Source organism: Comamonas kerstersii (genome assembly GCF_008801935.1).
In the GTDB taxonomy this organism is placed as follows: domain Bacteria; phylum Pseudomonadota; class Gammaproteobacteria; order Burkholderiales; family Burkholderiaceae_C; genus Comamonas; species Comamonas kerstersii.
In genome coordinates this window covers 129,347-143,948 of the sequence record NZ_VZOT01000003.1, presented here as the reverse complement: position 1 = coordinate 143,948, position 14,602 = coordinate 129,347, and the positions used below count along the sequence as shown (strand labels likewise).

Below are 14,602 nucleotides of genomic sequence, written 5' to 3'. Positions count from 1 at the left end.
CCAATCGTGTCAGCAAGAAGCGCATTTGATGCGCTGAGCTGAGATATATCTGCACTGCCCTGCAGCGCATGGCCGCGAGGGCCATGCGATCAGATGTCTGTGCGCTTGCTGTAGCGGCGCACCTGGGCCAGCAGCTCGTTGGGCGAGTAGGGCTTGGTGAGAAAGGCCTGTGCGCCCAGGCTGATGGCCTTCTGGCTCACGGGGCCAGCGGTGTGGGCCGTGAGCATCAGCACCGGCAGCTGGACGAAGCGCTCGTCATTGCGCACGCGGCGCAGCAGTTCCATGCCGTCCATATTGGGCATTTCCACGTCGGCAATCAGCAGCGTGGGGCGTTCGCCGTTTTCCAGCAGCTGCAGGGCTTCCAGGCCATCGGTGGCTGTCACCATGCGGTAGCCGTGGGTCTGCAGCAGGTGCTGGGCCAGGCGGCGCACGCTCATGGAGTCATCGGCCAGCAGCACCAGTGGGCGCTCGGGTTCCTGGGTATCAAGCGTGGTGGCTTCTTCGGGTTGGGTCAGCAGGCGCGCTTCATGTGCCATGAGCACTGGGGAGGGCTCGTAGACCTGCAGCACATGGCCTGATGGCATGGTGGCCGTGCCCATGAGGCCGGGCACAGGCACTTCCAGATGGGCCGGGGGCTGCAGCACAACTTCCTGCATGCCCAGCACTTCATCCACCACCAGGCCCCAGCGCGCCGTGTCGCCACGCACGATGAGCAGGTGGCGCTGGCCATCCAGCGGTGATTCCAGACTTCTGGCGGATTGCTGCCAGACCGCACCGGCCCAGTACACGGGCACGGGGGCGCTGCCTTGATCTTGCAGCATGCCGTGGGCCAGTGCCTGATCGGCCGCAGCCACGGGAATGCGACGCACGGCTTCCACGCTGCGTGCAGGGATGGTGACGCGCCAGCTGCCTGCGCGCAGGGCCAGCACCTGCTCGACCTGGGGCGGGGCTGGCAGGGTGATGTCCATGCGGCAGCCTTTGCCGGGGGTGCTGGTGATGTGCAGCGTGCCGCCTAGTTCGCGCACGATGTCGGCCACGGCATCCATGCCAATGCCGCGGCCTGCCACTTCGGTCAGCTGGCTGGCGGTGCTCAAGCCGGGCTGCAGAATCAGCGCGGCGGCGCGGGCATGGTCTACCGGCTCGTCGGCGCTGATCAGCCCCATCTGGACGGCCTTTTCGCGAATCGCTTCGGGGTTGAGCCCTGTGCCATCGTCAAACAGGCTGAGCACCTGCTGCAGCCCGGCCGTGTGCAGGCGGATGAGGATCTTGCCGGTTTCCGCCTTCTTGGCGGCCTGGCGCTGTGCAGGCGCTTCAATGCCATGAGCCACGCTGTTGCGCAGCAAGTGCTCAAGGGCTGGCGTGAGCGCCTCCTGCACGCAGCGCTCCATGACCGTATCAGCACCCTGCCAGTACAGCTGCACGGATTTGCCGCAGTCTTGCGCGGCCTGCTGCACGCAGGCGGTGAGGCGATCCTGAATGTGCGTCAGAGGCAGCAGGCGTGTGTACAGCAGGGTGTGCTGCAAGGCGCGCAGATGGCTGGCCTGGCTGGACAGGGCCTGCTGAGCATCGCCCATGCTTTGCTGCAGCTGCTGCTGGGCGGTGCCCAGGTCGTCGGTGCAGTCGTTCAGGGCATGAACCAGATCGTGCAGCTCTTCATGCCATTCGTAGGGCAGATCCACATCGCCATGCAGCATCAGGGTGTCGGCCCAGGCCGCACAGTCCTGAATCTGGGCGCGCAGTTTCTGCAGCCCGCTGGCAATTTCCTGCAAAGACATCTGGCTGGCTGTCAGCGCCTGCTGGCTGTTGTCCTGGCTGTGCCACAGGGCCTGGGCATGGCGTGCCACCACGTCCAGCGGTTGCTGCTGCAGGTGGCTGAGCTGGCGCTCGGGGTAGCGCTCGTTCATTTCCTGTTGCAGAGCCACAAAGGCAATGCGCAGGGCTTCAATCGGGGCGGGCAGGCTGGCAGGGCCACGGGGGCCATCTTCCTGCGGTGCATCCAGTGCCAAGCCTTCCAGTGCATGCACCTGGCTGGCCCAGGCCATGGCACCGGCCAGACGGGCGCTGCCCTTGAGGGTGTGCAGGCTGCGCAGCACGATCTGACGGGCGGCCTGCTCCTGCGGCTGCTTGATCCAGTGCTTGAGCGCGCTTTGCAGCTTGGGCCACAGGGCGAGCATTTCTTCTTCAAACACGGAGAAATGCATGGCGTCAAGCACAGGTGCAGCCGCCACGGGCACAGGTTCGCTAGCAGTGGCTGTGTCCGCTGCCAGTGGTGGTTCGCTGACAGGTTCCGCTGTGGGAGCTGTGGGAGCTGTGGGGGCTGGAGGAGCTTCTGTTGCTTCAGTTTCCAGCGCTTCTGGTGCTTGCTCTACAAGCTCTGGAGCAGGGTTGGACGGGCTATTGAGCGTGATCGCCGGCTCGGGCAGCTGTGCGTAGAGCTGGTACAGCGCCTCAATGACCTGAGGGTGGGCGCGGCGCATAAAGCCCGCCGCAAACTGGTGCAGCAGGCGGCGGATTTCTTCGGCCGCGTACTGGCAGGTCTTGCGCTGTGCCATGGGGGCATCTGCCGCCATGCGCTGCATGCAGCGCTGCAGCTGGTGGGCCAGCGTGGCAATTTCTGCGCAGCCTGCTGCCCAGGCCAGGCGTGAGAGCTCGCTGGCGTGGCCAGCGGTTTCGCCGGGCAGGTGGGTGGGCGCGGCTTCCTGTGAAAGCCACAGGGCCAGCTGGGCTTCGATCTGCTGCGACAGGTTTTCGGCCTGCTGCAAAAACTCGGCATCAGGCTCCAGCTGTGCCTGTGTGGCCAGGCCGCTGACCAAGGTCTGTGCAGGCTGAATTTCTGGTGCGGCTTCGAAGGCAGGCAGCGCAGGTGCGGATGGAGGTGCCGGTGGTGTCTCCAGCACAAAGCCTGGAGCAGCTTCAGGGGCAGGCGAGGGCGCATCTGCCTCATCCCACTCATCTACTGGGTGGCACTGCTGGTAGATGGTCTGCAGCAGTGGCGGCAGGCTTTGCTGGCGCTGCTGGGCGGCATCGGTCGCCTGGGCGCAGAAAAACAGCAGATCGCGCACCAGCACATCGGGCGGCAGCTGTGTGCCCTTGGCATAGCTGGCATAGAAGGCCAGCAGGCGTGAGGCCATGCGCTTGGCGTAGATGTCAATGTCCAGCAGGCCGTATTCCACGGCTTCCAGCCAGGCAGCGGCGAGTTGCCAGCTGGTAGCGTCCTGCGCATGGGCGGACAGGCCCAGACACAGCTGCTGCAGCGTGCTGCAAAAAGCCGGGTTGCCGGTTTGCAGCAGGGCCAGCACATGCTGGTCCAGCTGGGTACGCAGCTCGGCGCTGGGGGTGATGGAGGCCGTGTCTGCAGGCGCTGGCAGGTGGGGGATCGGCCAGGGCTGCTCCCACAGGTCTGCAGGGTGGGCCGTGTCTTTGCCGCTGAGCTTGGTCAGCGCGCGGTAGCTGGCAAACAGCTCCTGCGCAGAAGGCTGCGCCTGCTGGCTGATGGCATGCACATAGCTGAGGGCATCGCGTGCAGCCAGCTGCAGCAGCTCGCCGGTCTTTTCCGCAGGGGGCTGCGCTCCCATGGCATAGGACTGCAGTGGCGCATCCATGGCCTGCATGAGCTGCAGCAGCGCGTTCAGATCCAGCACTTGCACGGCATGCAGCAATTGCTGCAGCAGCTGGCGTGCCTGCAGGGCGTGGACCACGCTGGTGGGCGGCATTCTCTGTGCCAGCTCCTGCAGCATGGCAGCAAGCGAGGGCAGCAGAAGCTGTCGGGGGTCTGGTGGTGCAGAGTCTGCAGACGGCTGCGCGGTCTCAGTCATGGGATTGGAGGGCGGGCTCAAGGGAAGCGGGCACTAAGGGCAAGTGTCAAGAAGTCGGGCTGGGCTTATTCCACAAACCGGCCATTTTCCTTGCGGCGCTGGCGCACGCCCTTGCGTACAAACAGCAGTGCGCCGTCCAGCTCCAGCAAGGGCTGGGCCAGGTCGCCCTGTACATGGGCCTGCAGGCGTGCGGGCAGCTCGTCAAGCAAGGCCTGCACCAGCTGCACTTTGGGAGACTCTGGGTCAGGCTGTGCATGCACATAGTCCTGCAGATAGGTGCGCAGGCCCTGCTCCAGCTCGCTCAGCGTGGTGGGCGCGCCCAGGTACTCGGGTTTGGCGGTGGTGCCCTCAATGCCGTAGAGGTAGCAGCCAATGTAGTCACGGAAGGTTTCGCCCACGTTCGGGCCTTTGGTGAGTTTGCGCAACAGATCAGTCAGCCACATGGCGGCAGGCCTTCAGGTAAAAGCAGGCGCAAAAATAAGAGCGGCTAGCGCCTGAAAATCAAGGGTTTGAGGTGCAAATGTACCGCAAAGCAAGCATTAGCTTGCGCTAGCTGCTTGCTTTTCTGAAGCATGCACGCGGCTTAGCGGCAGAAGTCTTCGATCAGCTGTGCCACCGCGAGCGGCTGGTCATGGTGCAGCATATGGCCCGCATCTTCCACGCGTGCAATGCGGCAGTCGGGTACGGCTTGCAGGCGTTGATGGTACTCGGCCAGATCGTACTGGTCTTTCCACCACAGGCTCATGCTGTCGTCGCTGGCTTCCACGGCCAGCACGGGGGCGGTAATCGCTGCGTAATGAGCCAGCACTTCGTCCACGCGAAACAGCTGGGGGTTGACCACCTTGTGCGCCGCATCCCCCAGAATGGCCCAGCGCCCCTGCGCATCGGGCGCCGACCATTCGCCTGCCAGCCACATGGCCTTGTCTTCACTCAGGCGGCGGTTGGTCTTGCGCAGGCGGGCGGCCACGGCTTCGCGGCTGTCATAGGTCTTGAGGGTGATCTCTGCCTGGTGCAGCTGCTTGAGTTCATCCAGCCAGCGGCCCATGCGCCGCGGTGCCTGGCTGGGCTGGGTGGCAGGCAGGCCAAAGCCTTCCAGATTGACGAGGCGTCGAATGCGTGCCGGGCGGGCACCTGCATAGAGCATGGCGACATTGCCGCCCATGCTGTGGCCGACCAGATCTACGGGCTGGCCCTCAGGCGCGTAGTGGTCGAGCAGGGCATCCAGATCGCCCAGATAGTCCGCAAAGTGGTAGTGATCACAGGGCGCAGGCGGCATGCTGTGGCCAAAGCCGCGCCAGTCGGGGGCAATGATGTGGCGGCCCGCATAGAAGGCCTCGGAGAGGGCATCGACGACAAACTGGTAGGAGGCGCTCACATCCATCCAGCCATGCACCAGCACCAGCGGCAGCACACCGGGCTGCGGCTGGCCCCAGGTGCGGACGCGGTAACGCATATGGCGAATGGTGAGGTCGTGGGAGGCGCTGGGTCGCTGAACTTGGTACATGGCTGCGCATTATTGGACAGGCACTGGTCGTGCATGAGACAGCGGTAACTACGTATGCGCAGGCCCTTGTTTTTTCCATCTGGCATGCGCTAGGATGAATGAAGTCATTCAAATCGAATTTAATTTGAATTTTTTCATTCATTCGTGCAAACCCTGACCATGAGCCTGCTCAACCGTCTGCGCCAGTCCGCACTGGAAGCCACACCTGCGATCCGCAAGGTCGGGCTGTGGATGGCGGCTCACCCGCTGCATGCCATTTCGCTGACGGCCGATGAAATTGCCGATCAGGCGCGTGCCTCGCAATCGGCGGTGAACCGTTTTGCCACGCACGCAGGCTTTGCGGGCTTTGTGGAGCTGCGTGCGGCACTGGCTGCCGAGCTGCAGGACGCGCAGGAGCCCATTGCCAAGCTGCGCCAGCAGGCCGATGTGCAGTCCAGCCATCCGCTGGCCAGTGCCCAGTCAGGGCTGTTGCAGGCCGCAGGCGAGCTGGACTTGCAGGTGCTGGAGCAATGTGCGCAGCGCCTGCTGCAAGCGCGCCATGTCTACACCATTGGTCTGGGCATGAGCCACTACTTTGCAGGCTTTGCGGCGAGCGCTTTCATGCCCTATGTGCAGGATGCGACCCACCTGTCCGAAGGCGGTGGTACCGAGCAGATCCTGCGCCGCATGTCGCGCCTGGGCAAGGGTGATGTGGTGCTGGCCATCACAGTGCCGCGCTACTCCATGGACATCGTCACGCTGGCCCGTTTTGCGCGTGAGCGCGGTGCCACCGTGGTGGCGCTGACCGACGCGGCTTCGTCCCCCCTCGTGGGTGCTGCGGACAAGGTGCTGCTGGCACCTGCCAGACATAGCGTGCTGTCGCACAGCTATGTCTCGGTGCAGGCCGTGATTGAAGCGCTGCTCGAGCGTGTGGTGCGCCTGAACCCCCAGGCCGCGGCCATCACCACCAAACTGATTGACACCGTGCTGCCGCACCTGCAGGTGCGGGTGCCCGGCCGAGACTGAACCCCGTTTTTTCCTCCCCTGCAACGCCAACTTCTCCAAAGGAATACATGATGAAACTGGCACAAAAAATCTTGACTGGCTCCATCGTTGCCATGGCACTGGGTGCTGTCACCCCTGCCATGGCGGGCAAGGTGCTCGACGGCGTGAAGCAGCGCGACCAGCTGGTCTGCGGCGTGCACACCGGCCGCGCAGGCTTTGCGCAGGCTGACGGCAATGGCAAGTGGAGTGGACTGGACGTGGACTTCTGCCGCGCTGTGGCAGCTGCCGTGCTCGGTGATGCGAACAAGGTGAAGTTTGTGCCTACATCCGGCCAGACCCGTATCACTGCGTTGCAAAGCGGCGAGATTGATGTGCTGGCGCGCAACACCACCTTCAACTTCACGCGTGACACCAGCCTGGGCCTGATCTGGACCGGCATCAACTTCTACGACGGTCAGGCCTTCATCGTGAAGAAGCGCCCCAACCTCAAGAGCGCCAAGCAGCTGGACAAGGCCACCGTGTGTATTGACGCCGGCACCAGCACCGAGCGCAACCTGCAGGACTTTGCACGCAACAACAAGATCAGCTTCAAGACTGTGGTGTTTGACAACGCCGAAGGCTCCAAGCAGGCCTTTGCCTCGGGCCGCTGCCAGGCTTACACCGGTGACTACACCGCACTGGCCATCCTGCGTGCCACCGACCTGCCCAACCCCGATGACTACGAGCTGCTGCCTGAAATCATCAGCAAGGAGCCCGTCGGCCCTGCCGTGCGCCGTGGCGATGAAGAGTGGTTCACCATCGTGCGCTGGACGCTGCAGGCCATGCAGGGTGCCGAAGAACTGGGCCTGACCCAGGAAAACATCGACGCCAAGGCCAAGAGCGATGACGTGGCCATCAAGCGCTTTACCGGCAATGGTGACGACATTGGCAAGTCGCTGGGTCTGGACAAGAAGTGGGCTTACCGCATCGTCAAGCAGGTGGGCAACTACGGCGAGAGCTTTGCCCGCAACCTGGGTGAGCAAAGTCCGCTGAAGCTCGACCGTGGCATGAACCGCCTCTATACCGAAGGCGGTCTGGTGTACCCACTGCCGCTGCAGTGATGAGAGTGTGATGGCATGACAGGCGGATTCGCGATATGACAGAGCACAACAAGGCGATGGACAAACCACCGCGTAAACCCATACCGCTGGCGGCGTGGCTGATACAGGCGGCCGTGCTGCTGGTGCTGCTGGCACTGTTTGGCTGGCTGGTGCACAACGCGCAGGTCAACCTGCGTGAGCGCAACATGGCTGCGGGCTTTGATTTCCTGTTCAGCGATTCCGCCGGTTTTGCCATCGGCGAAGGCTGGGTGCCGTTCGGTGAGGACGACACCTACTTCCAGGCCATGCTCGCCGGCGCAGCCAACACCTTGCGTGTGGCCGTGCCTGCGCTGCTGTTTGCCACCATGCTGGGTCTGGGGCTGGGCATTGCCTCGCTGGCACAGAATCCGCTGGTCAAGACGCTCTCGCGCTGGTTGGTGGACCTGGTGCGCAACATCCCGCTGCTGGTGCAGGTGCTGCTGATCTACATCATGATGACCGAATGGTTGCCGGATACGGACGATGCACTGCACGCAGCCGGTTTTTACCTGAGCAAGGGCGGCCTGATCCTGCCCTGGGGCGAGGTGGAAGAAACCCCGTTTGGCGTGCACGGCACCCATGTGCTGAGCACCGAATGGATGAGCCTGGTGCTGGCGCTGACGCTGTATGCCGGTGCCTACTGCTCGGAGATCGTGCGCGCGGGCATTCAGTCCGTGCCGCGTGGCCAGAGCGAGGCCGGTCATGCACTGAGCCTGACGCGCTGGCAGATCCTGCGTCTGGTCCTGATTCCACAGGGCCTGCGTGTGGCGATTCCTCCCTATACCAGCCTGATGCTCAGCACCATCAAGAACTCTTCGCTGGGTGTGGCCATTGGCTATCCGGACATTGTCTCCGTGGCCAATACCAGCATGAACCAGACCGGCCGCGCCATTGAGTGCATCGCTGTGATTGCTTCCGTTTATCTGATCATCAACCTGATCACCGCCTTCATCATGGCGCAGGTCAACCGCCGCGTGGCGATCAAGGAGCGTTGAAATGGCGCAGATGCTGCAACCTCCTGTCCCTGCGTCCTGGCGCGAACGCTGGCTCAAGGCCATGTTCGCTTCGGCTGGCACCTCGTTCACCACTGCCGTGGTGCTGGTGCTGCTGGCCGTGGTGCTCTACAAGGCTTTTATCTGGGGTGTGTGGGATGCCACCACCGCCGTGAATGCCGATGTCTGCCGTGACTCCTCCGGTGCCTGCTGGGGCGCCGTGATCTACAACCACCGCATCATTTTGCTGGGCCGCTACCCCGTGGGTGAGGGCTGGCGCCCCGTGCTCGGCATGCTCTTGCTGCTGGGCTCCGTGGGCCTGGCTGCAACGCCGCGCTTCTTTGGCTCCAAAGGCGTGTGGATGGTCACGGGCGCGCTGGTGCTGTTCGTGGCGCTGCTTGCCGGTGGCTGGGCCGGGCTGACGCCTGTGGACTCCGACCTCTGGGGCGGTCTGCCGCTGACGCTGCTGCTCAGCGTGTTTGCCGTGATTACCTCCGTGCCACTGGCCATTGCGCTGGCACTGGGCCGCCGCTCGCAGCTGCCCATCGTGCGCTGGGTCTGCACCGGCTATATCGAGCTGGTGCGCGGCGTGCCTCTGATTACCGTGCTGTTCTTTGGCGCCTTCGTGCTGCCGCTGCTGCTGCCGGCTGCATGGCGCGGCGACGCCATGGTGCGCGTGGCGCTGTGTCTGACGGGTTTTTCTGCCGCCTATCTGGCGGAGGTGTATCGCGGCGGTCTGCAGGCCATTGCCAAGGGGCAGGCCGAAGCGGCCCACGCGCTGAGCCTGTCGCGCTGGCAGACGCTCAAGCTCGTGATCCTGCCGCAGGCCGGGCGCCTGACGATTCCACCGGCCACCAGCCACTTCATCGGTGTGCTCAAGGACACCTCGCTGGTGGCCATCGTGAACATCTACGACCTCACCGGCAGCCTGAAGATGGCGCTCACCAACCCTGAATGGCGCCCTTACTTTGTGGAGGCCTACATCGTGGTGTCGGCCATTTATCTGGTTCTGGGCCTGTCCATCGTGCGCTATGGACGTTTTCTGGAACAACGCTACGCATTGGATAAGCGATGAACACTCCCATTTTGCAAATCGAAGGCGTCCACAAGTGGTATGGCAATTTCCATGCCCTGACGGACTGCTCGCTGACCGTGGCCAAGGGCGAAAAGATTGTGATCTGCGGTCCCTCGGGCTCCGGCAAATCCACGCTGATTCGCTGCGTCAATGAAATCGAAACCATTGACGGCGGCCGCATCCTGTTCAAAGGCCAGCCCATGGACCAGAGCGCCGCTGCCGCCAAGGCACGCCGCCACATTGGCATGGTGTTCCAGCAGTTCAACCTGTTTCCGCATCTGAGCGTGCTGGAAAACCTGATGCTGGCGCCCATGCATGTGCTGGGCGTGAGCCGCAAGGAGGCCGAAGCCACCGCCATGGCGCAGCTCGAACGTGTGCGCATTGCCGCACAGGCGCACAAGTACCCGGGCCAGATGTCTGGCGGCCAGCAGCAGCGCGTGGCGATTGCGCGTGCGCTGTGCATGAGCCCTGAGCTGATGCTGTTTGACGAGCCCACTTCGGCACTCGACCCAGAAATGGTCAATGAAGTGCTGGAAGTGATGGTGGAGCTGGCCGGGCAGGGCATGACCATGCTGTGCGTGACGCACGAAATGGGCTTTGCCCAGCAGGTGGCCGACCGCGTGGTATTCATGGATGGCGGCCAGATTCTGGAAGTGCAGCCGCCCGAGCAGTTCTTCCACAACCCCCAGAGCGAGCGCAGCCGCGCTTTCCTGGGCAAGATTTTGAGGCACGCCGCATGAGCACCGTACCGTTTGTGATTGCCGTGCACGGTGGTGCTGGCACGATTTCCCCTGAACAGGCCAACGAAGCGCCCTACCATGAAGGCCTGCAGGCCGCACTGCGCGCAGGCGCTGCGGTGCTGGAGGCTGGTGGCTCCGCGCTGGATGCCGTGCAGGCAGCCGTGCAGTCGCTCGAAGACTGTCCGCTCTTCAACGCAGGCTGTGGTGCGGTCTATACGGCCGATGCAACGCATGAAATGGATGCCTCCGTCATGGATGGCAGCAACCTCAAGGCCGGAGCCGTGGCCGGCGTGCATGGCGTGCGCAACCCCGTGGCGCTGGCGCGTGCCGTGATGGACCACACCAACCACGTACTGCTGGTGGGGGAGGGTGCGGTGCGTCTGGCGCAGGAGCAGGGTGTACCCATGGCCGACGCCGCCTACTTCCATTCCGAGGAGCGCCTGGCCCAGCTGCAGCGCGTGCGTGCGCAAGGTGCAGGTGTGATGGCGCTGGACCATTCCGCCAAGACCCTGACCGAAAAGCCAACCCCCATCCGTGAAGATGGCAAGCATGGCACCGTGGGTGCGGTCGCGCTGGACCAGCATGGCAATGTGGCGGCGGCGGTGTCCACCGGCGGGTTGACCAACAAGCGCCCCGGCCGCGTGGGTGATTCGCCCATTGTCGGTGCCGGTATCTACGCCAACAACGCGACCTGTGCGATTGCCTGCACGGGCACGGGCGAGCACTTCCTGCGCGCCTGCGTGGGGCACGACATTCACGCGCGCATGGCCTACAAGGGCGAGAGTCTGGAGCAAGCCGGTGAAGCCGTGGTGCATGGGCTGCTCAAGGATATTGGCGGCTCGGGCGGTCTGGTCTCGGTGGACGCCAAGGGCCATGTGCACATGCCGTTCAACTCCGTGGGCATGTACCGTGGTGTGATGCGTCAGGGTGAAGCGCCGCAGAGCTTTATCTTCCGCTGAAGCTGCCATGCAGCAAATACACAAGGGGCGCGCATGGCGCCCTTTGTTTTTATGGGCTGGTCGCGCCGTAAACTCATAGCCCATCAAAAGGAGTCTTTTGCATGGAAACAAGACCGCTTGGCCAAAGCACGCTGCAAGTCACCCCCATCTGCCTGGGCACGATGACCTTTGGCGAACAAGTCAGTGAAGCAGACGCTTTCTCCATCATGGACCGCGCGCTGGAGCGCGGCGTGACCTTCTGGGATACGGCCGAGATGTACGCCGTGCCTGCGCGCCAGGCAACCTATGGCGCAACGGAGGCCATCATTGGCCGCTGGCTGGCCGCACGTCCCGGCGCGCGCGACAAGATCGTGCTGGCGAGCAAGGTAGCAGGCCCTTCGCGCGGCATGCCATGGATTCGTGAAGGCAAGGGCATGACAGCCGCAGACATCATGGCTTCCTGCGAAGGCAGCCTGCGCCGGTTGGGTGTCGATGTGATTGATCTGTACCAGATCCACTGGCCTGAGCGCCATGTGCCTGCCTTTGGCACGCTGTACTACGACCCGGCCAAGGAAGTTGCGCAGACGCCCATTCAGGCGCAGCTGGAAACGCTGGCCAAGTTGGTGGAGCAGGGCAAGATTCGGCACATTGGTCTGTCGAACGAGACGCCTTACGGCGTGCATGAATTCGTACGGCTGGCCGAGCAATATGGCCTGCCGCGTGTGGCCAGCGTGCAAAACCCGTACTGCCTGATTAACCGCAGCTGGGAAAACGCCATGGATGAAACCTGTCACCGCCTGGATGTCGGCTTGCTGGCCTACTCCCCGCTGGGTGTGGGTTTGCTGACGGGTAAATATGACCAAAGCGGCATCACAGGCCCTGACGCCCCCAAGGGCACGCGCCTGTCCTACCCCTCGGTGCAAAAGCAACGCTGGGGTCGTCCTGAGGCACTGGAGGCCGCGCGCCGCTACAACCAGCTGGCACGTGAGCATGGCCTCACGCCCACGCAGATGGCCCTGGCCTTCTGCTACCGCAGCTGGCGTGTGGCCAGCACCATCATTGGCGTGACCAGCCTGTCCCATCTGGATGAAGCTGTGGATGCATGGAATGTGCAGCTGCCCGGCGAATTGATGGAACAATTTGACGCCCTGCGTTGGCAATACCGCGACCCAGGGCAGTAAGACAACGTTGATAGCGTCATGGCAAAAAAAGACAAAGCGCATGTGAGTGAAACACCGGCCACCCAGATGCTCAATGCCCACAAGGTGGCGTTCACTGAACACCCTTATGAGTATGTAGAGCATGGCGGCACGGCCGAATCTGCCCGGCAGCTGGGCCTGGATGAACACTGTGTGATCAAGACCCTGGTCATGCAGGACCAGGATGCCAAGCCGCTGATCGTGCTCATGCATGGCGACTGCACGGTTTCTACCAAGAACCTGGCGCGCCAGATCGGTGCCAAGAGCGTGGAGCCCTGCAAGCCCGAGGTGGCCAACCGCCACAGCGGCTATCTGGTGGGTGGCACCTCACCCTTTGGTACGCGTAAGCAGATGCCGGTGTACATCGAGCAGAGCATTCTGGATCTGCCACGCATTGCCATCAATGGCGGGCGGCGGGGCTTTCTGGTGCAGCTGGATCCTCGGGTTTGTGTGGAGTTGCTCAGCGCCAAGCCGGTACAGTGCGCGCTGGCACAATAGGGCCCCTTGGCAGCCATGGGCTGCCAGCATGACCAGATATAACAAGCGCCTGCCGTCTGGCAGGCAAGGATTGAAGCCTTGAATTCCGTACTTCCTGTAATTGCCGCTGTTGCGGCTTATTTGATTGGCTCGCTGTCTTTTGCAGTCATTGTCAGCTCTCTCATGGGGCTGAACGACCCGCGTACCTATGGCAGCGGCAACCCCGGCGCTACCAATGTGCTGCGTTCGGGCAGCAAGGCTGCCGCAGCTTTGACGCTGCTGCTCGATGCGTTCAAGGGCCTGGTGCCTGTGCTGCTGGTCAAATACTTTGGCCCGGACTTTGGCCTGCATGAGGGCACGCTGGCGCTGGTGGCCATTGCCGCTTTCCTGGGGCATCTGTTCCCTGTGTTCTTCAAGTTCAAGGGCGGTAAGGGCGTGGCCACAGCCCTTGGTGTGCTGCTGGGTATCAGCGGCTGGCTGGGTCTGTTTGTGCTGCTGACCTGGTTGTTTGTGGCTTTCACCACGCGTTACTCGTCGCTGTCGGCACTGATTGCTGCTGTCCTCGCTCCTGCCTACTACATCATGTTCGGGGGCAGTCTGTGGGTGTATGAAAAGCCGCTGCTGGTAGCCGTGGTTGCCATGTCTGCGCTGCTGCTGTGGCGCCATGCGGGCAATATCAATCGCCTGCTCAAGGGGCAAGAAAGCAAGATTGGCAGCAAGAAAGACAAGGCTGCTGCCCAGCCTGCAGCCAAGCAGAAGAACAAGCGCTAAGCGGAAACGAACGCACAGCAAAAAGCCCACAGTGATGTGGGCTTTTTGCTTTTGAAAATATAGCTGCTAGCGCTTGCTGGATAAGCCTTGGAGGCACTTTTTATGCTTAAAAAAAGAGCGCGCCTACATGGAGCCGGGGCGTGGCTCGACCATGGTCTTGACGCGGTGGGCCAGCTGGGCAATGGCCAGGGACGCTGAGCAGCCAGGTGAGGCCTGAACCAGCAGCTGTCTGCGCATGACGGCTTCACGCACCGTCTTGTCAGCAGGAATGTCGCCCATGTGGATCAGGCGCATGGGCAGGCCAGAATCTGAATTGACAAAGCGGTTGAGCACCTGCTGCAGCTGGCCGGTGATGGCGCGACCATCACCGGGGCGGATCGCCTGGTTGATGATCAGGCGCATGTTCTGGCGCTTTTGCTGGGTACTCAGCACCTTGATGGTGGCATAGGCATCTGTCAGCGAGGTGGGCTCAGGTGTGGCGACGATCAGCACTTCATGGGCCAGTGAAACCGAGAACAGCACCACATCCGAAATGCCTGCGCCCGTGTCGAGCAGCACGATGTCATAGCTGGGGGTCAAGGTTTCGAGTACATGAATCAGCTGGTTGCGCACTTCAGGCGTCAGGCGTGAATACTCCACCATGCCCGAGCCTGCAAGCAGCACATGAAAGCCGCCAGGGGCCGTGACGACAGCTTCCTGCAGCGCAGCCTTGCCGGTAAAGACGTCATGCAGCGTGACCTTGGGATAGAGGTTGAGCACCACATCCAGATTGGCCAGCCCAAGGTCTGCATCCAGCACCAGAACGCGCAGACCATGGCGTGTGAGTGCTGCAGCCAGATTGGCTGAGACAAAAGTCTTACCCACACCGCCTTTCCCGCTGGTCACGGCAATGATGTGCGCACCAGAGCGAGAGCCTGCGCGTGGACTGGGCGTTGTCGCAGTCATGGAGGTGGGGGTCGCAGGGGACAGCACGTCGTTCATTTCAATGC

13 protein-coding genes are annotated in these 14,602 nt (G+C 62.8%); 9 read left to right on the top strand and 4 right to left on the bottom strand.

The annotated features are described in order from the left end of the window. Positions 1-89 precede the first annotated feature (89 nt). The 3 genes from F7P80_RS05945 to F7P80_RS05935 form a co-directional block, all read right to left on the bottom strand. Complete coding sequence (locus F7P80_RS05945; RefSeq protein WP_151043396.1) at positions 90-3,815, bottom strand: hybrid sensor histidine kinase/response regulator; 3,726 nt, start codon at positions 3,813-3,815, stop codon at positions 90-92. Positions 3,816-3,880: 65 nt separating this feature from the next. After that, complete coding sequence (locus F7P80_RS05940; RefSeq protein ID WP_077344631.1) at positions 3,881-4,258, bottom strand: hypothetical protein; 378 nt, start codon at positions 4,256-4,258, stop codon at positions 3,881-3,883. Between the two features lie 140 nt (positions 4,259-4,398). Next, complete coding sequence (locus tag F7P80_RS05935; protein WP_151043394.1) at positions 4,399-5,319, bottom strand: alpha/beta fold hydrolase; 921 nt, start codon at positions 5,317-5,319, stop codon at positions 4,399-4,401. Positions 5,320-5,463: 144 nt separating this feature from the next. Between F7P80_RS05935 and F7P80_RS05930 the strand changes: the two genes are divergently transcribed. The 9 genes from F7P80_RS05930 to plsY all read left to right on the top strand — a co-directional run bounded on the left by F7P80_RS05930 (position 5,464) and on the right by plsY (position 13,613). Further along, entirely contained in the window at positions 5,464-6,324 is an 861-nt protein-coding gene (locus tag F7P80_RS05930; protein WP_151043392.1) for a MurR/RpiR family transcriptional regulator, read from the top strand. 50 nt (positions 6,325-6,374) lie between these two features. Beyond that, positions 6,375-7,403: an amino acid ABC transporter substrate-binding protein gene (locus tag F7P80_RS05925; RefSeq protein ID WP_205245381.1), complete on the top strand. Its 1,029-nt coding sequence runs from the start codon at positions 6,375-6,377 to the stop codon at positions 7,401-7,403. A 35-nt stretch (positions 7,404-7,438) separates the two neighbouring features. Continuing rightward, on the top strand, positions 7,439-8,416 hold the full coding sequence (locus F7P80_RS05920) for an ABC transporter permease subunit (RefSeq protein WP_151043390.1): 978 nt from the start codon (positions 7,439-7,441) through the stop codon (positions 8,414-8,416). Between the two features lies 1 nt (position 8,417). Then, the gene (locus F7P80_RS05915; RefSeq protein WP_054067236.1) at positions 8,418-9,488 is read left to right on the top strand and encodes an amino acid ABC transporter permease; all 1,071 of its coding nucleotides are present in this window, start codon (positions 8,418-8,420) and stop codon (positions 9,486-9,488) included. Then, entirely contained in the window at positions 9,485-10,228 is a 744-nt protein-coding gene (locus tag F7P80_RS05910; RefSeq protein WP_282959020.1) for an amino acid ABC transporter ATP-binding protein, read from the top strand. The genes F7P80_RS05915 and F7P80_RS05910 overlap by 4 nt, the downstream gene beginning before the upstream one ends. Next, a complete protein-coding gene (locus F7P80_RS05905; protein ID WP_058880208.1) occupies positions 10,225-11,187 on the top strand; it encodes an isoaspartyl peptidase/L-asparaginase family protein in 963 nt (320 codons plus the stop codon). The genes F7P80_RS05910 and F7P80_RS05905 overlap by 4 nt, the downstream gene beginning before the upstream one ends. 101 nt (positions 11,188-11,288) lie before the next feature. Further along, on the top strand, positions 11,289-12,347 hold the full coding sequence (locus F7P80_RS05900) for an aldo/keto reductase (protein WP_054067239.1): 1,059 nt from the start codon (positions 11,289-11,291) through the stop codon (positions 12,345-12,347). Positions 12,348-12,365: 18 nt separating this feature from the next. Continuing rightward, complete coding sequence (ybaK, locus tag F7P80_RS05895; RefSeq protein WP_151043388.1) at positions 12,366-12,863, top strand: Cys-tRNA(Pro) deacylase; 498 nt, start codon at positions 12,366-12,368, stop codon at positions 12,861-12,863. 78 nt (positions 12,864-12,941) lie between these two features. Next, positions 12,942-13,613 (top strand): glycerol-3-phosphate 1-O-acyltransferase PlsY, encoded by a 672-nt coding sequence (plsY, locus tag F7P80_RS05890; protein ID WP_151043386.1) that lies wholly within the window; start codon positions 12,942-12,944, stop codon positions 13,611-13,613. Between the two features lie 123 nt (positions 13,614-13,736). Here plsY and F7P80_RS05885 read toward each other — a convergent pair whose 3' ends face one another. Continuing rightward, positions 13,737-14,594: a MinD/ParA family protein gene (locus F7P80_RS05885; protein WP_054067242.1), complete on the bottom strand. Its 858-nt coding sequence runs from the start codon at positions 14,592-14,594 to the stop codon at positions 13,737-13,739. Positions 14,595-14,602 lie beyond the last annotated feature (8 nt).

Coding starts and splice junctions, on each gene's coding strand:
- F7P80_RS05945 (WP_151043396.1), bottom strand. CDS start 3,815: ATGACTGAGACCGCGCAGCCGTCTGCAGACTCTGCACCACCAGACCCC.
- F7P80_RS05940 (WP_077344631.1), bottom strand. CDS start 4,258: ATGTGGCTGACTGATCTGTTGCGCAAACTCACCAAAGGCCCGAACGTG.
- F7P80_RS05935 (WP_151043394.1), bottom strand. CDS start 5,319: ATGTACCAAGTTCAGCGACCCAGCGCCTCCCACGACCTCACCATTCGC.
- F7P80_RS05925 (WP_205245381.1), top strand. CDS start 6,375: ATGAAACTGGCACAAAAAATCTTGACTGGCTCCATCGTTGCCATGGCA.
- F7P80_RS05920 (WP_151043390.1), top strand. CDS start 7,439: ATGACAGAGCACAACAAGGCGATGGACAAACCACCGCGTAAACCCATA.
- F7P80_RS05915 (WP_054067236.1), top strand. CDS start 8,418: ATGGCGCAGATGCTGCAACCTCCTGTCCCTGCGTCCTGGCGCGAACGC.
- F7P80_RS05910 (WP_282959020.1), top strand. CDS start 9,485: ATGAACACTCCCATTTTGCAAATCGAAGGCGTCCACAAGTGGTATGGC.
- F7P80_RS05905 (WP_058880208.1), top strand. CDS start 10,225: ATGAGCACCGTACCGTTTGTGATTGCCGTGCACGGTGGTGCTGGCACG.
- F7P80_RS05900 (WP_054067239.1), top strand. CDS start 11,289: ATGGAAACAAGACCGCTTGGCCAAAGCACGCTGCAAGTCACCCCCATC.
- ybaK (WP_151043388.1), top strand. CDS start 12,366: ATGGCAAAAAAAGACAAAGCGCATGTGAGTGAAACACCGGCCACCCAG.
- F7P80_RS05885 (WP_054067242.1), bottom strand. CDS start 14,594: ATGAACGACGTGCTGTCCCCTGCGACCCCCACCTCCATGACTGCGACA.